Raw genomic sequence first — 18,956 nt, forward strand, 5'->3', positions numbered from 1 at the left:
GTTCGAGCCGCCGCGCGAAACCGCCCCCGCCGATGGGCCCAAGCCCGCGCCCGCCGAGGATGTGCCCCCCGTCGCTCCCGAATCCGATTCCATCGGCGAGACGATCGAGGAAACCGCGCTGCCCGACCGCCGCCGACGGCGCCTGCTCCGGGGGCCGCTGCTGCTCGGCGGTCTCGCGTTGCTCGTCATCCTGCTCGGTCTCGCGATCGCCTTCGCCACCTTCGGCCCGCGCCAGGTGGCGAGTGCGTTCGGGTTGGCGCGGGGGCGGGTGCCGCTCGGCATCGCGATCACGCGCCAGCCCGATTGGCGGATGATCGCGGGCGGCAGCGAATTGTTCGCGGTCAGCGGGCGCATCTGGAACCCCACCGACAAGCCGCAGCCGATCCCCGACATCCGCGCCGAGCTCAAGGATGCGCGCGGCAAGACCGTCTATAGCTGGACGATCACGCGTCCCGCGCCGCAGATCGCGCCGCATGCCGCGCTCGATTTCGATGGCGCGGCGGTAGATGTGCCGCGCAGTTCGCAGCGGATCGCGGTGAGCTTCGCGGTGGGCGAAAGCTGATCCGCCGGGCGCGGTTGCGGTGCCCAAACCGCTCTGCTACGGGCACCCGCCTGCCAGTGTCCCGGAGCTTCCGGGACCCTTCTCGATGTGCGGTCGTGGCGGAATTGGTAGACGCGCAGCCTTGAGGTGGCTGTGCCCGAAAGGGCGTGGAAGTTCGAGTCTTCTCGACCGCACCACCGATCGTGAGCGCCGCGCGATATCGATCGCGTCTCCACGGGCGGTATCCGCACAAGGAGCGACGTGATGAAGACCCGTGCCGCCGTCGCCTTCGAAGCCAAGCGGCCGCTCGAGATCGTCGAGCTCGATCTCGAGGGACCGAAGGCGGGCGAGGTGCTGGTCGAGATCATGGCGACGGGCATCTGCCATACCGATGCCTATACGCTCGATGGGCTCGACAGCGAGGGGCTGTTCCCGTGCGTGCTGGGGCATGAGGGCGCGGGCGTGGTGCGCGAGGTCGGCGCGGGCGTGACCAGCGTGAAGCCCGGCGATCATGTCATCCCGCTCTACACCCCCGAATGCCGCCAGTGTAAATCCTGCCTCTCGGGCAAGACCAACCTCTGCACCGCGATCCGCACCACGCAGGGCAAGGGCGTGATGCCGGACGGCACCAGCCGCTTCAGCTACAAGGGCGAGGCGCTGTTCCATTATATGGGCTGCTCCACCTTCTCGAACTTCACGGTGCTGCCCGAGATCGCGGTGGCGAAGATCCGCGAGGATGCGCCGTTCCAGTCGAGCTGCTATATCGGCTGCGGCGTGACGACCGGCGTCGGCGCGGTGGTCAAGACCGCCAAGGTCGAGCCCGGCAGCAACGTCATCGTCTTCGGGCTCGGCGGGATCGGGCTGAACGTCATCCAGGGCGCCAAGCTGGTCGGCGCGGACAAGATCATCGGCGTCGATCTCAATCCTTCCAAGGAGGAATGGGGCCGCCGCTTCGGCATGACGCACTTCGTCGATCCCGCGCAGGTGGAGGGCGATCTCGTCCAGCATCTCGTCGCGCTCACCGATGGCGGCGCCGATTATACCTTCGATTGCACGGGCAACACGCAGGTGATGCGCACCGCGCTGGAAGCATGCCACCGCGGCTGGGGGACGAGCATCGTCATCGGCGTTGCGGAAGCGGGCAAGGAGATTGCGACGCGCCCGTTCCAGCTCGTCACCGGCCGCAACTGGCGGGGCTCGGCGTTCGGCGGTGCCAAGGGGCGGACCGACGTGCCCAGGATCGTCGACTGGTATATGGACGGCAAGATCGAGATCGATCCGATGATCACCCATGTGCTGAGCCTCGAAGAGATCAACAAGGGTTTCGATCTGATGCACGCGGGCGAGAGCATCCGCAGCGTGGTGGTCTACTGATTCACCTCCCGTACGCCACGCCCGATGGAGCGGGCGGCGATGCGCCGTCCGGTCGCGCAATGAGACCAGCCGAACCCGGTCATGAAACCTCTCGCGCATTTTATCGTTGGGCAGCCGATACGATGGAGGTTTTGATGAAGAGTAAGATGACATTCGCAATCCTGGCGGGCCTGGTGGCGCTGCCGACGCTGGTGCCTCCGGCTGCGATCGCGCAGAGCCGCGATCATACCTACCGTGGCCGCGACGGTCGCTATTACCGCCATTGCAAGAAGAGCAGCGGCACCACCGGCACGGTCGCGGGCGCGGTCGGCGGCGGTCTGATCGGCAATGCGCTGGGCGGCGGTGCGTTGGGCACGATTGCCGGCGCGGGCGGTGGCGCCCTGCTCGGCCGTCACCTCGACAAGAAGCATGATGCCGCGCAGAATCGCAGGAACGGCTGCTGATACCCGGAGCGGGGATCGCCTCAGGGCGTTCCCCGCCCGTTACGGTCCGTAAGCCAGCTATGCGTTTCGACCAGCGTCGCGCGAATGGGATGGCCTTGCGGATCGCGCGAAGGATCGAACCTGAAACGGCGTTGGATGAGCGCGCAGGTGTTCTGGTCCAGCGACTCGCTGCCGCTTGAGCGGGTAATCGCGCAATCGCTCACGCGTCCGTTGGCTTCGATATGATATCGTACGCCGACGACTCCTTCGACGCCCGTCGCGCGTAGCGCTTCCGGAAGATCCGAGAAGCTTAGACTGCCTTTGATCTGGAACGGCGGCGTATAACCCCCGTCGCCTTCACCATCGCCGGCGCCGCCGCTCCCGCTGCCATTGCCCTGTCCACCTGCGCCGCTGCCCGGTCCCGGCCGATCGGATGCGCCGTTGGACGCGGCCGCGCCCACGCCGGCGACGATAGCGGCGGGTATCGGCGGCAACGGTTTTGGCGCGACGAATGGCGCCACGACCTCGGCGGCCTTGTTGCGGATGTTGCTGGGTGAAGCCGCACCCGCCGCCTTGCGCATGCGCGCCGGTTTGGGCTTCGGCGTGGGTGGCAGCCGGTCGGGCGCGATGGTGATCAACGTGGCGGGAGGCTCGACCCGCGTTACCCTGCGGACCAGCAAGCCCATTACCAGCGCATAGCCGAGCATCGCCATCACCAGCGTGGTGCCGACACCCGCGATGATCCTGTCCCTGATCGGCGTAGTCAGCATAGTCGCCACTCTTACTACTTTCGCGAAGGAACGCCTGGGAAGCCCGGCGGGATGCAGCGCGCTGTTCTTCGGTCCTTCCCGATCGCGCTTGTCATGCCGAGTTTGCGCGGTTCGATTTCGCTTCTACGACGCGAGAATGAAGACGCCTCTCGATCCCGGCAACGCGCTCGGTCCCGGCCTGACCGCGATCCGTGCCCAGTTTCAGGTGCCCGAAGGCTTTTCGCCCGAGGTTCACGAGGCGTCTCGACGTGCCCCTGCCGAACATTTCGATCGCACCGACCAGCCCTTCGTAACGCTGGACCCGGCCAGTTCCACCGATCTCGATCAGGCGTTCGCGATCGCGCGCAGCGGCACCGATCTGCTGCTCCATTATGCGATCGCCGACGTCGCCTGGTTCGTCGACGATGGCGGCGTGATCGATACGGAAGCCTGGGCGCGCGGCGAGACGCTGTACCTGCCCGATGGCCGCGCCGGGCTCTATCCGCCGGTGCTGAGCGAGGGCGCGGCGAGCCTTTTGCCCGGCGGCCCGCGTCCGGCGGTGATCTTCACGGTGCGGGTCGCCCCCGATGGCGCGGTAAAGCTCGATGGCGTCGAGCGCGCGATCATCCGCAGCACCGCCAAGCTCGCCTACGATAGCGTTCGCGATGGCGATCTCCCCGAGGGATTCGTCGATCTGGCGGAGCGCATTCAGGCGGCGGAGGATCGGCGCGGCGCGGCGCGCGTCGATCCGCCCGAGCAGGAGGTCGAGGATGCCGGCGACGGCACCTATCGGCTGGTGTTTCGCCCAAGGCTCTTGTCCGAGGATCGCAACGCGGCGCTGTCGCTCGCCACCAACATGGCGGTCGCCGATGCCTTGCAGGCGCACCGTACCGGCCTGTTTCGCGTGATGGCGGCACCCGATGCGCGCGCGATCGAGCGGCTGCGGGTCGCGGCGCTGAGCTATGGGCTGCAATGGTCCGCCGGGGTGAGCCTCGCCGATTTCGAGCGCGGGCTCGATCCGGTCGACGCGCGGCAGGCCGCCTTCATGCTCGCCACGCGGCGCGCGGGCGAGGGGGCCAGCTACGCTCCCTATCGCGAGGGCGTGATGCCGTGGCACTGGGCGATGGCGGCGACCTATGCGCATGCCACCGCGCCGCTGCGCCGGCTTGCCGATCGCTATGTGATCCGCGCCGCGCTCGCCATCGCGAACGGGCAGGCGGTTCCCGATGCCGTGACCCAGGCGTTCGCGCGGCTGCCGCAGGTGATGGCGCACGCCGATGGTCGCGCCGGCCAGATCGGCCGCGCGGTGATCGATCTGGCCGAAACGATGATGCTGCGCGGCCGGGAAGGCGAAAGCTTCGCGGCGGTGATCACCGATGTCGACGATCGCGGCGCGCGCATCCAGCTCGCCGATCTGCCGGTGATCGCGCGCGTCGCGGCGCACGGCGTGTCGCCGGGCGGGCGGCTGACGGTGCGGCTGCGGACGGCGGATCCGAGCAGCCGCACCGTCATCTTCGATGCGCTTGCCTGAACGGCGGCGCGGTCGCGCGCATAATATGCTTCGGGGATCGCGAGGTTGGTGTAGCACCGATCCCATGATCGTGAGGGGGCGGAGGTTGCGGGGGCGCTGGACGTCGTGCGCATTGTTGCTGGCGGGTCTCTCCGCCTGCGGCGAGCGCCCCGCCCCGCATCCGATGGGCGACACCAACCCGCAGAGCGAACTCGCGCGAACGCTGGGGACCATCAGGACCTCGACCGCGAACCAGCCAAAGACGCTGAAGATATTATTCTACGGCCAGTCGATCTCGCAGCCGAAGTGGACCGACATCGCCGTCGCGCATCTCCGCGCGACCTACCCCAACACGCGCTTCATCGTCCGCAACCTCGCGATCGGCGGCTTCGAATCGACCAAGCTGGAGCGGACGGTCGAACGCGATATCGACGAGGTCTATCCCGACCTGATCGTCTTCCACGCCTATGGCGATCATCGTGCTTATGAGCGCGTGATCAAGGCGATGCGGACGCGCACCGCCGCCGAGATCATCGTCCAGAGCGATCATGTCACCGTGCCGGTCGAGCCGATCTGCCGCGGCGGGCTGCACCTCACGCTGCGCGCGCCGCCCGGCTGCAAGGGCTTCCTCTGGTATCGGCAGAATAGCTGGGAAGAGTTTTTCTCTGGCACCGCCGTGCCCGGCATCGCCTGGCGCTATCATCTCGCGGTCGATCCCCGCCGCTGGGGCTGGAACGCCTATCTCAAGCGGCACGACCTCGCGATCGCCGATCTCCTCGCCGATCCGCCGCACCCCAACGACAGGGGCTGGGCCCTGATGGCGCGGCTGTTCGATGCCTGGTTCGATAAATTGGTGCGCGACTGGACGCCGCATCCGCAGACGCTGGTGTGGGAGCAGGCGCTGCCGCCCGGCAACAGCGCAACGCTGGAGGTCACCGGCAATCGGATCGAACTGATCGCCTCGGCGCCGCTCGACGGCAAAGTCGCGGTGCTGGTCGATGGCAAGCCACCGCGCGATCTCGACGGCTGCTGGCAGACCGGCCGCACCGATATGCTTCCCAACGTGCCTTACTGGCCGGCGATCCGCCGCGTCACCATGTCGGCGGCGGCGCACCAGCCGGGCCGCTGGACCGCGATCCTGCACGATCTCTCCCCGGATCAGACAAAATTCACCTTCCGGCTCTACGGCCCCAACGGCGCGGACGGGCAGGGGGATGGCATGAAGGATTTCGTCTCGCCATCGGGGCAGGTGCGGATCGATGCCAGGGACTGGTCGATCCCGGCGGCGATGGCGCTGAAGCAGCAGGGGGTGCCCGAGGGCTATCGCATCGGCTGGGATCGCCGGTTCGTCTGCGGCGACGAGCCTTCGACGCCGCTCGCCCCGGGCAGGATCGAGGCCCGTCATGTGATCGCGACCGGCCTCGCCAACGGGCCGCATCGCATCACGCTTCGCCTCACGCCCGACGCCAGAGCGGCGATCGGTGCGGTCCGCACCTATCGGCCGCCGCTGGCCGATTGACGCCCCAGCCGGAATCGCGCTTTAGAAGTATCGTCGGTACGAAAGGAAATTCTGTGGATCGCGAAGCCATCATCAAGCGGCTGGTGCCGTTGATGGAAGATGTGTTCGACGAGGACGATCTCGAATATTCGGACGATCTCAGCGCCGACGAGATCGAGGAATGGGACAGTCTGAGCCACGTCCGCTTCATCGCGGCGACCGAGAAGGCGTTCGGCGTGCGCTTCTCGACCGGCGAGATCGAGGGCTTCAAGAATAGTGGCGAACTGGTCGACGCGCTGGCCGCGAAGCTGGGCTAGGCGAACTTATGGGCGACGCGCTCGACGCGACGAACCTGCTGCCGTGGCTGCCCGCCCCCGAAGCCGATTTCCGCGCGACGGTGCGCGCGCTGGCGACCGCCGAGGCGCCGGGCGAGGCCGATCTGCGGCGGATCGCCGCCACCGCGATGGACGCCAGCCAGCTCGGGCAATTGGGGCGTGTCGTCCGCCGCAATCGTGAGGCGGTGGCGCGGAACACGAGCTTCCTGCCGGTGCGCCTGGGCATCGTCGGCTCGCACACGCTCGATCAGATAATCGATGCGCTGGAAGGCACCGGCTTGCGCCACGGGCTGCTTCTGAAGCTGACCAAGGCGCCTTACGGCCAGGTGATCCAGGCGGTGCTCGATCCGGCGAGCGGCTTCGCGCCGCATTCGCTCGATTATGTGCTTCTCTCGCTGGATGCCAGATCGCTCGGACTGCACCAGTCGCGGCTCGACGAGGGCGGCGCCGGGGACGCGGTGCAGGCGGCGATCGATCAGATGATCCTGCTGCGCGACGGCATTCGCGACCGCATCGGCGCTGCCTGCATCTTCCAGACGCTGGCGCCGCCGACCGACACCTTGTTCGGCCATTTCGATCGCCGCGTCGCGGGTTCGCCGCGCGCGCTGGTCGAGGCGTTCAACCGGCGGCTCGATACGATAGCGCTGGACGGCGACGTCATCGTCGATGTCGCGTTCGTCGCGTCAACCGTTGGCCTCGCGCGCTGGAACGATGCGCGCGAGTGGCACGGCGCCAAGATGCCCTTCGCGCTCGACGCGACCCCGCTCTACGCCGATCATGTCTGCCGGGTGATCGCGGCGGCGCGCGGCAAGGCGCGGAAATGCCTGATCCTCGATCTCGACAATACGTTGTGGGGCGGGGTGATCGGCGACGACGGCGTCGAGGGCATCGCTCTCGGCAACGGATCGGGGACGGGGGAAGCGTTCGCGGCGATCCAGCGGCTTGCGCTCGAACTGCGCCAGCGCGGCGTGATCCTCGCGGTCTGCTCGAAGAACGAGGAAGCCAATGCGCTGATCCCGTTCCGCGAACATGCCGAGATGCTGTTGAAGGAGGAGCATATCGCCGCCTTCGTCGCCAATTGGAACGACAAAGCGGGCAACATCCGCGACATCGCCGCGACGCTCAACATCGGCACCGATTCGCTCGTCTTCCTCGACGACAATCCGGTCGAGCGCGCGCTGGTGCGGCGCGAATTGCCCGAAGTGGCGGTGCCGGAGGCGGGGCTCGATCCCGCCGATTATCCCGGTCTCGTCGCGCGCGCGGGCTATTTCGAGGCGGTGTCCTTCTCGGACGAGGATCGCAAGCGCGCCGATTATTACGCCGCCAATGCCGAGCGCACGCGCACCCAGGCGTCGATCACCAACCTCGCCGATTATCTCGCCTCGCTGGATATGGTGATGACGGTGCAGCCGTTCGACGGACAAAGCCGCGCGCGCATTTCGCAGCTCGTCAACAAATCGAACCAGTTCAACCTCACGACCCGCCGCTACGGCGAGGACGACATCCAGGCGTTCGAGCGGGACCCGCGCAAATATACGTTGCAGGTGCGGCTCGAGGATCGCTTCGGTGACAATGGCATGATCTCGGTGATCATCTTCGACAAGCACGGCGATGCCTGGTCGTGCGACACCTGGCTGATGAGCTGCCGCGTGCTTGGGCGCGGCGTCGAGCAGGCGGTGCTGGCCGAGATCGCCGCCGCGGCCAGGGCCGAAGGTGCCGCCGCGTTGATCGGCCATTATCTGCCGACCAAGAAGAACGGGCTGGTCGCCGAACATTTCGCCAAGCTCGGCTTCGCGCAGATTGCCGGCCATGCCGATGGCGCAACCGACTGGCGGCTCGATCTGGCCGACTATAGCGCGCCCGATCTGCCGATCCGCGTCGTGCGGATCGCCGAAGCGGAGGCGGTCGCGTGAGGCGTGCTCCGGCGACGGCCAAGCGACCATGAGCTTCAACGGCACCCTGTTCCTGTTCGGCTTCCTGCCGATCACGCTGGCGCTCTATTATCTGCTCGCCCTGACGCGGCTGCACGCGCTGCGCCTGCCCCTCCTGATCGTCGCGACGATCGGCTTCTATGCGCGCAGCTCGGCGCATTATCTGCCGCTCCTGCTCGGCTCCGTGCTGATCAATTATCTGATCGGCGTCGCGATCGCGCGGTCCGAAAAACCGATCGCGCGCCTGTGGCTGTGGCTGGGCGTGATCGCCAATCTTACGATCTTGTTCTGGTTCAAATATGCGCCGGCCCTGTCGCAGGGCGTGTCGGACGCGTTCGGCATCGACATCCGGCTCGCGCAGATGGCGTTGCCGCTGGCGATCTCCTTTTACACCTTCCAGCAGATCGGCCATCTCGTCGATCTTTGGCGGGGGCGGATCGCGCCGCCCCACGCGCTGCACTATTTCGCCTTCATCCTGTTCTTCCCGCAGTTGCTTTCCGGCCCGATCAGCCTGTCGCGCGAGATGGTGCCGCAGCTTGCCGAGCGGCCCGTCGCGCGGCGCGTGCCGGCCGATCTGCTGTTCGGCCTCGCGATCTTCGCGTTCGGCCTGTTCAAGAAGACGGTGATCGCCGACAGCTTCGCGCTGTGGACCGGGCCGATCTTCGATGCGGCGGCGGCGGGCGCGCATCCCTCGGCGGCGTCCGCCTGGGGCGGGGCGCTGGCCTATACGCTGCAGATCTACTTCGATTTCGCGGGCTATTCGGATATGGCGATCGGCGTCGCGCGGATGTTCGGGCTGCTGCTGCCGATGAACTTCTTCTCGCCGTTCCGCGCGCGCAGCGTGGTCGATCTGTGGCGGCGCTGGCACATCACGCTCGGCCGCTTCGTGCAGACCTATCTGTTCCAGCCGCTGGCGGTGCCGCTCGCGCGGTTCGCGGTGGACCGCGATCTTGGGCAGCGCGCGGCGCTGATCGTCGCGACGCTCGCGCCGACCTTGCTGTCGATGCTGATCATCGGCGTATGGCACGGGGCGAGCTGGACCTTCGTGCTGTTCGGCGCGATGCACGGCACCTACATGATGACCAACGAGGCCTGGGCCGATTTCAAGCGCCGCCACAAGATGCGCAAGGATGCCGACCATCCCGCCTGGCGCCGGATCGTCGCGACGCTCGCCACCACCCTCGCCTTCGTGCTCGCCAGCGTCCCCTTCCGCTCGCCCGATCTCGGCACGGCGGGGCGGATGTTCGGCGGGATGATCGGGCTCAACGGCGGTCCGGGCGTGTGGGAGGCATGGCCGGTGCTCGTGCCGCTCGGCGCGTGGGGGCTCTATCCGCTGCTGATCGCGGGCTTTCTGTTCGTCTATCTGCTCCCCAACACGCAGCAGATCATGGACAAGGCGGTGCCCGCGCTGGAATGGGCGAAGTGGCGCAAGATGGATACGCCGCCGATCGCCTTCGCCTGGCAGCCGACCGCTTCATGGTGTCTCGCGATCGGCGCGATCCTTATGGTGGGCATCGCCTTCATTGCGCGCGGCACCACCAATTTCGTCTATTTCGGCTTCTAGCATGGCGAAGAAGGCGCCCGCTCTCGTCCCTCTGGACCTCGGCCCGGCGCAGGCCGGCGGCCTGATCGCGGCGCTGGTACTCGGGGTGCTGGTCGGTCTCGTCGCGCTGATGGCGCTGCCGGTCGACCGTTATTACCAGTGGCAGCAGGTCGACGGCACGATCCTGTTTCGCGCGCGCTGGATCTACGAGCGCATCCATTTCGATCCGACGCCGATCGATGCGGCGGTGATCGGCAGCTCGCGGATGGAGGCGAGCGTCCGCACGCCCGAACTCAGCCGGATGCTTTCGCAAAGGCTCGGGCGGCCGATCCATGTCGTCAACTTCGCGCTGCCGCAGGAAGGGCGCGATCTGCATTGGGCGGTCGCGGACGAATTGCTGGCCAACCGGCCCGAGCTGCGTCTGCTCCTGCTTTCGGCAAGCCCCGAAGCGGTGCTTAGCCATCCCGGTTTCCGCTTCCTCGGCGACGATCGATCGGTCGCGGGATCGCCGGCGCTCTACAATCCCAGCTACGTCGATAATCTGCTGACCTTGCCCTACCGGCACCTCTCCTACTTCGTGCAGGGGCTGTGGCCGCGCGCCTTCCAGCTCAGCCCGCGCTTCGATCCGGCGATCTATCGCGCGCGCGGCTTCGACCCGACCGACAGCTTCGTCTCAGCGACGGGCAATTTCGTCGATCGCAACAGGCAGCTCGATCCCGCCACCGTCGATGCGCAACGCGCGGCGCGCGCCGCCGAGATGCGCGTCGATCCCAAGCTGCGCTTCCTGCCGCTCGATCGGCGCTATGCCGTCGAACGCCACTTCGATCGGAAGATCGCGCGTGCGGCGCGGGACCGGGGCGTGATGCTGGGTTTCCTGCGCGTGCCGGTGTTCGATGCGGAAGAGCATTTCGCCGATCCGGCTTTCTATCGGGCGATCGGCCCGGTGTGGGAGGCAAGCCTGCTGGGCAGCGATCCCGCCGATTATATGGATATGGCGCACCTGAACCGGCACGGCACCGCGCGCCTGCTGCCCTGGCTCGCCGATCGCCTCGCCCCGCTGCTCGCCGCGCCCGAAAAGCCGCATGTTCGATAAGTATAAGATCCACCATGTCGGAATCGTCGTCCCCGATTTCGAGGAGGCCGATACGCTGATGGCGACGATGGGGCTGACCGAGGATTATCGCGGGTTCGTCGAGCCCTGGTCGTGCTGGTGCATCTTCGCGACGCCGGGCGAGGGAAGCTCGGCGATCGAGATCGTCGTCCCCACCGGCGGATCGCTGGCGCGCTTCAACAAGGGCGGCGGCGGCGTCCACCATTTCGCCTTCGAGGTCGAAGACATCGCCGAGGTCACGCGCTGGGCGGAAAGCCAGGGCATGCGGATGATCGAACCGCAGGCGATCAAGGGCGCGGGCGACTTCCTCTGCAACTTCCTCAGCCCCGCCTCGACGCGCGGCATCCAGATCGAATTCGTGCAGCCTTACTGATTGGGGTGCCGGGAAGTGGTGCCGCCTACAGCGTTATAACCCCGTTTCGTTGCAATTCGCTGTAGTTCGTATTTCCATGGAAAATGCTGGTATTACAATAAGAAGGCATTGAATGCTGTCCGCATTCAATCGTTGACGTTCGCAACAAGCCACTGCATGGTGTGGGAGCCAATGTGGGATCGACCAATGACGCGTCTGACCGTGTTAAAAGTGAAAAACGCCGGAGCGGGTCGACACGGAGACGGCGAAGGCCTCTATCTGCTCGTAAAACCAAGCGGCGCCCGATCATGGATCTTGCGCCTGCAGCGAGACGGCAAGCGACATGATATTGGACTCGGCGCGGTTGATTTGTCTGGACGGAGCCTCAGCGATGTTCAGGCATCGAATTCCGTCCCACTTCTGTCCCGCCGATTACTGACCTTACAGGAGGCGAGGGAAAAGGCGTCGGAGTTACGTAGGTTTGCCCGGGCAGGCCGTGATCCGTTCGTTGAGCGAGATAGAGAGCGCCGCAAGGTGCCCACGTTCGAGGAAGCAACAAAAACTTGCCATGCTGATTTGAAAGCGGGTTGGTCGAAGCGCCAAGCCGAAACGTTTCTTTCTTCCTTGGAGCGGCATGCATTTCCGTCGCTCGGCAGACTTGCAGTCGATCGAGTTCAAGCCAGCGATATTCGCGATATGTTGGCTCCAATATGGACCGAATTCGCAGACATGTCTCTTAAGGTACGAGGCAGAGTGTCGACGGTTCTGAATTATGCGCATTCGAAAGGGTGGCGGCCGACCGAGGCACCCGGCCGATCAGTGACCCTAGGGCTACCAAAACGTAACGCTGGAGCAAACTATGCAGCAATGCCGTTTGACCAAGTAGCTACATTTGTGAGCTTGCTAAATTCGAAGTCAGACACTGTCGGGCGGCTTGCACTTCTCTTTACCATTTTAACTGCGGCTCGGTCGGGTGAGGTACGCAATGCCCGCTGGTCGACCGTTGATCTGAAGAGCAAACTTTGGAGACGTCCTGCTAATCTGATGAAAACGCGCACGGAACATGTGCTGACGCTAAGCGAACCAGCGATGGTGATCCTCAGCCGCGCGGCGGCACTTCATCCTCCAGAGGAAAATTCACTCATTTTCCCAAGTCTAAAGAAAACGCCACTTTCCGACATGACGCTCTCCAAGATCTTGCGCGATGAGAAGCAGCCATACACCGTACACGGATTTCGCAGTTCATTTAGAGATTGGGCAGCAGAGAAAAAACCTGACGTTCCGAGCGACGTGGCGGAAGCGGCTCTGGCTCATCTTGTTTCGGATAAAGTGATTAGAGCCTACAAGCGCACGAAGTTTGTCGACATGCGTCGCGCCTTGCTGGAGGACTGGGGAACCTTCGTGACAAAAGACAGCGCGATGGCTTGACGATGGTAGGTCATCACGACTGTGGGGAGGGCGGACGCCCTCCCCAGCGACTGTCAGATACTGTTGCGATCTTCCAGCGGAGGCAGCCTGAAAACGTAAACTCGCTTTTTATCGATGCCCTTCGCTAGAGCGCGCCAGCATGTATCATTACGCCCGTCGCGCTTCATGAGGTCTCCGACCTCCCGCTGCTTTAGCAGGCGTAGGTGATCGGGAAATTGCCGGACGAATGCCTCGACAGTAATGAGCGCCTCGCGATGATCGCGCTTCATCGCGATGAATGCTGGGGCGGCCTCCAGGGTTTCAGCGGTGAGGGCCGCACGCCGTTTGGACAGCAGGATAGTTTCGGGCTTTTCGGCTATTTCCTGCAGGCGTTCAATGAAGGGCAGCGTTGCTGCCATTGCTTGGCGATGCATATCATAAACACGCGCAACCGCTGTGCCGAGATTGCGAAAAGATGCGGGCAGGGCGCCATAATCTCGGGCCAGCCTACCAGCCGCAAAAACGAGCCCAAAGGCCTCGGAGACTCGAACGTCCGTGCCAGAGTTGAGATCAATGCCGACATTCTCTTGGAACTGCTCCACAAGCCGCTTGATGCGCTTACGCAACCCCTTTTGATCTGCGGCCCGCGCATCGACCAGGGCTTCGAGAAAAACCCTGATCGCATGCCCATGGTGTTTGCCGGCGGCGGAAATCAGCGATTGGGCAAGCGCGCTTCCACTGGCATATCCGGCGGGCAGGCTTTCGAAGACACCATGCGGCTGATCATCTGGGACCGGAATGGTCATAAACCGGTCGCCGGCAGCGCTTGCGGTGGTGCTCTTTGTCGCAATGATGTCTTCGAGGCGTTCATTGGATGAACTGATGTAGGCCATTCGAATTCCGCGAGCGCGCGAGGCATTCATTCGCCCCTTCTCATCGCCAGTCGCCATCTTGAAGGCAAAAGCCTGAAACTGCGCTGCCCTCTGCCGATCCGAACTGCCCGCGAAAAACAATGCGGCCTCGTCGAGGATCAGCAGCAAGTCTGCATGGTTTCGTAGCTGGGGTTCCAGCGCGTTGAGGGTGGTATCGAAAGTTTCGAGATATCGCCCGCTGCTGCCAGCGCCGATGCCGCCAAAAATTGACGCGGTCAGTCGCTGGAGGGTGCTTTTGCCCCGGCCTTTACCGCCGACCAGTTCGAAGCCAAAATTGCTGTCGCGCTCCGTCAGCGACAGGATCGGCCCGACGAAGGCCAGCATGAGACAAAAGGACGACAGGGGAAGCCGGGCAAGGGGCGTCGCAACTCGCTCCAGCCATTTCTCGTGGCTGCCGGCGATGTCGTTCTTGCCCGCGATTGGCTCGAGAACCACAGCGAAAGGCAATGAGCCCTTTGGGGAGAAAACTGTCGCATCTTGCAGGGCAAAATGACGTCCATTCCAACCGACCCCGGTAACCAAGTCGCCCGGCGGAAAATCCTTCAGAGCGTTGATGGAGGCGTGGATATGGCCGAGATGATCCCTGCCGATGATATCGATTCCCTGATGGCTCAGGATCGCGACTGCCTCAGCGCTATTGCCCGTAAAAGCACGCCGAGGTGCCCAGCCAACAGTCTGTCCTTGCTGCACGGCGATCCAACGCTCGCCCGTGGTTTCGGCCGTCCGGCCAAACACGTGATCGTCAAAAGTTTGCTTGGAAATTGGCACAATAATTCTCCCACGCAGCGACGGCTCGTGTCGCTACGTCATAATGTTGATGTTGACTTTGGAGTGGGGAGAGGCGCTTAGGTCCCTACACTCCCTACATATCTAGCATAAGCCTCTATGGGGCGTGTGCAGTGAAAGAGTGGCTATGCAGTGTTCTTAGTGTTCTTAGCTTAATACACTCATATTAATTGATCTAAGGGGCTACAGTACTGAACTAACACCTAGATCAACGTTTCTATCACCACACACGTGTACACTTTTGAAGCTACCGGACCTTGAGCATACCCTTCTCCACCTCCAGGTGCATTGGGAGCATCAGGTTCGAAAGATTCTGTCTGTGCATCCAGAGCAACCACCGAGAGTGATACGGTTCTGGGATGCGGCGACGTCGGGAGAGTCGGGTGAGATCACCGTCTTCGGTCGTCCCGACCCAACGGCATGGCCAGAATCCCTGCATGATGTAGGTCAGGGCCCGAGCCATGTCCGTGATCGGCTTCCGCCTAATCATAACCCGTTGGAAGACTTTGCCGTCAGGTTCGTCACGGCTTGACCGATACTGCTGCTGATTACGCAGAGCGTCGACCACGTCGATCATCCCACCGGCCACGACCAGATGCCAGTGCAGCTGGTAGAGCTTTGTGGCGAGGTCGAATGACCCGTGAAGCCCCGCCAAGAGCCATCCCTTCGCCTGTGCCGCCCCAGCCCGGTTCAAGGCGCTGCGGAGGGCCGCTTTCAGTTCTGCAGCAGTTACGGCCATCAGCTCGTCGGGCGTCATCAGGCCATGCCGTGGGATCAGCGTAGCAACCGTCACCTTCTCCGCGCCCAGAAATTCGGCTTGTTGAAGGACGTGGGGGATGATTTGCCCCCGACTGAGAAACGTGAAGAGCGGATTGGCCGGTGAGCAGACCGGGTCAAAGTAATCTTGCTCAGATAGCGACTTGGCCAGAATTCTGGCTTGTGCCACTTCAGTTGGCGCAGCATCATTCCAACAGGCGAACCGCTCGAGTCCGTGTCTGCGCGTGGTTGTTTCCTTAATCGCCGCGACAAAGGTCTCCATTGTCCCCGCCGTACGGGTGACGAAATCGCCGTCCTTAAGGATGCAGAGCTTGGTGAGGTTCGCCATTAGCCGCGCCCCTTCTCGATGGAGCGCTTGATAAACTCCCTCGCGCTTTCGCGGGTTACAAAGGTGCGGCTTCCGATCTTAAACGCGGCCACTTCCCGCCTTTTTATAAGGTCCCAGCCTTTCGTCTTTTTCACACCGACGCGCTCGCAAAAGCGTCGAAAACTCAGATGTTTCATCACCATTTCTCCGTATCAATCCGTCGCAAACCGCGTCGGACCGATGGACTGATAGGAGCGGTCAAATGGCTGTCTGGGCAGTTTGTATTCGGCTACAAGTTCATTTTTGACGGCGGCCGTTTTCATTGCAATCGAATTGCATTTGCCGTTCTGGCAGTTGCAACGGACGCGCAAAGTGGCTTGTAAGGTTTGGAGGGTGGGTTGCCAGTTAAACGGAGACGGAATGGGCCAAAGCCCGGAAGACCGCCAGCAAACGCCAGGTCGCAAAAGCCGCCTTCATGGCTGCTGGAGGATTGGGAAAAGGCCATTGAGCCGGTCGACGAGGCATGTTCTGTCAACCCTGGCGCCTCGACGTGCCCTCAGGACCGCCGCACCAGCCTGATCAAGATCGCCATATATCGAATGGTGCGAGAGCTGCGGTCGAAGAAGCGGCTATCGTTGATAGAATCGATAGTCGGGTTTTTGGAATACGAGCCGAAGGTCATCAAATTTGACGCAAATCCATTCCATTGGGCGATCTACGCGATCGACCGGAACGAAGAGCTCTATCGGAAACCCGGGAGGCGGACAAAGTCATCAATGTTGGACATTGGCGAGGAGCCAATGAATCGGCTCGCATATCAGCTCCTTTATGCCGACCGACATGAAGTTCCTCCAGAGCTTCTAATCGGTTTCATTTACCAAACGGCTAGTTCGACCCGAGCGAAAAAGAACATTCGGAATAACAGTCACGAGCCTTGGCTGACATCATATCTGGCAGCCCAAAACGCCGCTTGACCATCAGCGCGAATGCAACAAATGATGTCTGGAACTCCGTTGTGGATTAGGGGCAGGTTTTGATGACTACGGTTGCAACCCGTGTACGCGCTATCGCTGATCTCGAGGGCTTTGACCTTGTGGTAAGAAAGGGCAAGTCGGTAGTCGATCTGAAGGCTAACGGCGTACTTGGCTCGTACGGTTACGAAAAGAAGCTAAAACATTCCAAGACAGTTGCTGATTGGAAGCGTGATCGATTTAAAGCTGTCTATTCTGGATATACATGCGACGTTCTGCTTGGGAATGGCGAGATCGCTACAGGTCAGACCTCCTTGCGCACTGTCCGCGAGTCATATGAAGACGATTGAAGCAGTCCTAGCTGTAATCATCGGTGTCACTCGCACCATATTGCCATTAACCTACCGACGCGGCCCTCAGCCTCAATTTCTCTGTCAGCTTTTTCTGAACACGGCGGTCCTCGCCAGGACAGTTCATGAGGCGACCCGGTAGCCACCGAATATATGGGCTGCGCCGAAATTCGAAATCACGACGGCCAATAATCGGTTGCAGCCATCTACGCGCCACTGGTGCCGACGGTGCTTTCCTGACCGGAAGCGTCGGTGCCGCCGCTCGTGCTTTCACTGGAAGAGCTGTCGGTGCCCTGCGTGGTGTTTTCTTGGCCCGAAGTATCGGTCCCGCCGGTAGTTTCGTCGTCGTCGCCAGCCATCGAAATTCTCCTCTGATTTCCGAGCCACTACAACGCGATTGGAGCCACACCGGTTGCAGGGGCGCCCTCGCCCAAGTCACCCGTCCGACAACCGATTTCTACTCTCAGGCGACGGCCGTTTCGCGCCCTAATTTACGCCATTCGATCGATTATGTCGCAACCCCAAAAGCGGACATGACTCAACGCCGTCGCTGCTTCTGCACTTCAATGAATACATCCATACTGGATCGAAGCGGCGTAATATCTTCCAGTATCGCCCCTGAAGTGACAATATGGGTGCAAGGAGAAGGGCGGAATGGCAAGTAACCCAGCTGCAGCGCCGACAATCAACACCGTCGCCTTGTCTTTGCGTCTCCTGAAGGTCGCTACCGCTACAGAAGCCCTTAAGGACGACCATGGTCTGCGCTCGATGGATAGCGCGGTCGGTGATTTGTGGGTCGGTCAGTCGCCCGCCAACCCGCCGGGCTGGGTCGATTTTCTCGGCCAGTTGGCGCCCGATGCCCGAGCCGAATTGCGCACCCAGAGCTGCGCCGCGGTCCTATTCGTGGAGACCTCCAAGCCGGCAAAGCGCCTTTTTGCGCTCTGCTTCGGCCAGGGGCATCATTCGCTTGATGAAAGCGCAATCGAGCGAGGCTTCGGGCTCAAGGTCACTCTCAACCTAGTGAGTCGCGACCGCCTGCGCACAATCGACAGCGCCACGCTAGACACAACCGTCATGCAGCGGCGCACTCAAGCAAGTCGCAACGCAGATCTTGGTGCATTCGAGATCAACACCGATCGCGACTTGGTTCGCCTAGCCGCGGGTAGCCCGGCCTCAAGCGGCTTTGCAAAAGCACTGACCGGTCGCGATGCGCTTTCAGTACGCGCACCGGTCGCGCCGGCTGCGATAATCGCTTATTGCGAGCGTGCGCTCCAGATCTATGGCGAGAAGACCTATCAGCGCGACTTCAAGTTCATCGATCATATTCAACCGGTGGGCGACCCGAAGCTCCGAGATATTCTCGACGGCCTGGCATTCGGTGAGCTCAAGACTCTCGTCGGCGGTGGTGCCTCGGACCTTCACCTTGCCATTCCCGACATTCTCGCACCCGAGGACGATCTGGAAATCGGATATTTCGGCCTAGGCCTGCTGTCAGGGCGCAAGGCGGTTTTCAGCGAGCTCGCAATCGAAGACTATGTTGCCGAGCTGCAGCGTGGAAAATTTCCGGCAATTCCCAGTATGGCCGAACTTAAGGGGTCGCATGAGATTTGCGTGGTCGAGAACGGGCAGGTGGACCGCGAGCATCGCCGCAAGCTTTATTCGTGCTTCGTTTATGAGGCGCAGCACAATGGTGAAACCCATGTGTTGTTCGATGGGCAATGGTATCTCGTCGATCGCGGCTTCTACGATGAAGTGGAGATGGCGTACCAAGCCTTGGTGACGCCAGCGTTTGTCGTCTCCACCACTGCCAAGAATGAGCGCGATTTCATCGCCCAGCTCCTCGCCAACGCGAACCTACTCTGTCTCGACCAAACCCGTGCGAATCCAACAGGCGCTAAACGCGCAAATCTTGAGCCTTGTGACTTCCTATCGACCAGCCGTCAGCTAATCCATTTGAAGGACGGTCACGGCTCTTCGCCGCTTAGAGGCTGTGTCGGAACGGTAGCGTAATGGTGGACGACCGGGTTCCGATGTGATTCCGAGCGGTTGCGAGACCAGAC

Annotated in this window: 16 protein-coding genes, 1 tRNA gene and 1 pseudogene; 14 read left to right on the plus strand and 4 right to left on the minus strand. The window is 62.8% G+C overall.

The window, feature by feature from the left end:
- From HUU94_RS08005 to HUU94_RS08020, 4 genes and pseudogenes are all read left to right on the plus strand, one after another.
- Positions 1 to 562 (plus strand): annotated as a pseudogene (locus tag HUU94_RS08005) (hypothetical protein); the annotation flags it as partial.
- Positions 563 to 651: 89 nt separating this feature from the next.
- Positions 652 to 738: transfer RNA gene (locus HUU94_RS08010), tRNA-Leu, on the plus strand.
- A gap of 67 nt (positions 739 to 805) precedes the next feature.
- Positions 806 to 1,915: an S-(hydroxymethyl)glutathione dehydrogenase/class III alcohol dehydrogenase gene (locus HUU94_RS08015; RefSeq protein WP_174274564.1), complete on the plus strand. Its 1,110-nt coding sequence runs from the start codon at positions 806 to 808 to the stop codon at positions 1,913 to 1,915.
- Positions 1,916 to 2,061: 146 nt separating this feature from the next.
- Positions 2,062 to 2,358 (plus strand): glycine zipper 2TM domain-containing protein, encoded by a 297-nt coding sequence (locus HUU94_RS08020; protein WP_174274565.1) that lies wholly within the window; start codon positions 2,062 to 2,064, stop codon positions 2,356 to 2,358.
- A gap of 20 nt (positions 2,359 to 2,378) precedes the next feature.
- On the opposite strand, the gene HUU94_RS08025 is transcribed toward HUU94_RS08020, so the two are convergent.
- Positions 2,379 to 3,050, minus strand: a complete 672-nt coding sequence (locus HUU94_RS08025; RefSeq protein ID WP_254602048.1) for an energy transducer TonB — start codon at positions 3,048 to 3,050, stop codon at positions 2,379 to 2,381.
- A 193-nt stretch (positions 3,051 to 3,243) separates the two neighbouring features.
- Here HUU94_RS08025 and HUU94_RS08030 point away from each other — a divergent pair, with 193 nt between their 5' ends.
- From HUU94_RS08030 to HUU94_RS08065, 8 genes are all read left to right on the plus strand, one after another.
- Positions 3,244 to 4,617: an RNB domain-containing ribonuclease gene (locus HUU94_RS08030; RefSeq protein ID WP_174274567.1), complete on the plus strand. Its 1,374-nt coding sequence runs from the start codon at positions 3,244 to 3,246 to the stop codon at positions 4,615 to 4,617.
- An 85-nt stretch (positions 4,618 to 4,702) separates the two neighbouring features.
- Positions 4,703 to 6,115, plus strand: a complete 1,413-nt coding sequence (locus HUU94_RS08035; RefSeq protein ID WP_174274568.1) for a hypothetical protein — start codon at positions 4,703 to 4,705, stop codon at positions 6,113 to 6,115.
- Positions 6,116 to 6,168: 53 nt separating this feature from the next.
- The gene (locus HUU94_RS08040) at positions 6,169 to 6,411 is read left to right on the plus strand and encodes an acyl carrier protein (RefSeq protein ID WP_254602050.1); all 243 of its coding nucleotides are present in this window, start codon (positions 6,169 to 6,171) and stop codon (positions 6,409 to 6,411) included.
- 8 nt (positions 6,412 to 6,419) lie between these two features.
- Positions 6,420 to 8,342, plus strand: a complete 1,923-nt coding sequence (locus tag HUU94_RS08045) for an HAD-IIIC family phosphatase (RefSeq protein ID WP_174274569.1) — start codon at positions 6,420 to 6,422, stop codon at positions 8,340 to 8,342.
- A 28-nt stretch (positions 8,343 to 8,370) separates the two neighbouring features.
- Complete coding sequence (locus tag HUU94_RS08050; RefSeq protein WP_174274570.1) at positions 8,371 to 9,924, plus strand: MBOAT family O-acyltransferase; 1,554 nt, start codon at positions 8,371 to 8,373, stop codon at positions 9,922 to 9,924.
- Between the two features lies 1 nt (position 9,925).
- Positions 9,926 to 10,996: a hypothetical protein gene (locus tag HUU94_RS08055; RefSeq protein WP_174274571.1), complete on the plus strand. Its 1,071-nt coding sequence runs from the start codon at positions 9,926 to 9,928 to the stop codon at positions 10,994 to 10,996.
- Entirely contained in the window at positions 10,986 to 11,387 is a 402-nt protein-coding gene (locus tag HUU94_RS08060; protein ID WP_174274572.1) for a VOC family protein, read from the plus strand. The genes HUU94_RS08055 and HUU94_RS08060 overlap by 11 nt, the downstream gene beginning before the upstream one ends.
- A gap of 186 nt (positions 11,388 to 11,573) precedes the next feature.
- Positions 11,574 to 12,794 carry a tyrosine-type recombinase/integrase gene (locus HUU94_RS08065; RefSeq protein WP_174274573.1) on the plus strand — a complete coding sequence of 407 codons (1,221 nt, stop codon included), beginning with the start codon at positions 11,574 to 11,576 and terminating at the stop codon, positions 12,792 to 12,794.
- A 53-nt stretch (positions 12,795 to 12,847) separates the two neighbouring features.
- Here HUU94_RS08065 and HUU94_RS08070 read toward each other — a convergent pair whose 3' ends face one another.
- Together HUU94_RS08070 and HUU94_RS08075 are read right to left on the minus strand one after the other, a co-directional pair.
- Entirely contained in the window at positions 12,848 to 14,473 is a 1,626-nt protein-coding gene (locus HUU94_RS08070) for a DUF927 domain-containing protein (protein ID WP_174274574.1), read from the minus strand.
- A gap of 265 nt (positions 14,474 to 14,738) precedes the next feature.
- On the minus strand, positions 14,739 to 15,596 hold the full coding sequence (locus HUU94_RS08075) for a hypothetical protein (RefSeq protein WP_174274575.1): 858 nt from the start codon (positions 15,594 to 15,596) through the stop codon (positions 14,739 to 14,741).
- 1,015 nt (positions 15,597 to 16,611) lie between these two features.
- Between HUU94_RS08075 and HUU94_RS08080 the strand changes: the two genes are divergently transcribed.
- Complete coding sequence (locus HUU94_RS08080; RefSeq protein ID WP_174274576.1) at positions 16,612 to 16,896, plus strand: hypothetical protein; 285 nt, start codon at positions 16,612 to 16,614, stop codon at positions 16,894 to 16,896.
- Positions 16,897 to 17,102: 206 nt separating this feature from the next.
- Here HUU94_RS08080 and HUU94_RS08085 read toward each other — a convergent pair whose 3' ends face one another.
- On the minus strand, positions 17,103 to 17,255 hold the full coding sequence (locus HUU94_RS08085) for a hypothetical protein (protein ID WP_174274577.1): 153 nt from the start codon (positions 17,253 to 17,255) through the stop codon (positions 17,103 to 17,105).
- 295 nt (positions 17,256 to 17,550) lie between these two features.
- Between HUU94_RS08085 and HUU94_RS08090 the strand changes: the two genes are divergently transcribed.
- Entirely contained in the window at positions 17,551 to 18,906 is a 1,356-nt protein-coding gene (locus HUU94_RS08090) for a DUF6119 family protein (protein WP_174274578.1), read from the plus strand.
- The last annotated feature ends 50 nt before the right edge of the window (positions 18,907 to 18,956 follow it).

Source organism: Sphingomonas bacterium, assembly GCF_903644055.1.
In the GTDB taxonomy this organism is placed as follows: domain Bacteria; phylum Pseudomonadota; class Alphaproteobacteria; order Sphingomonadales; family Sphingomonadaceae; genus Sphingomonas_I.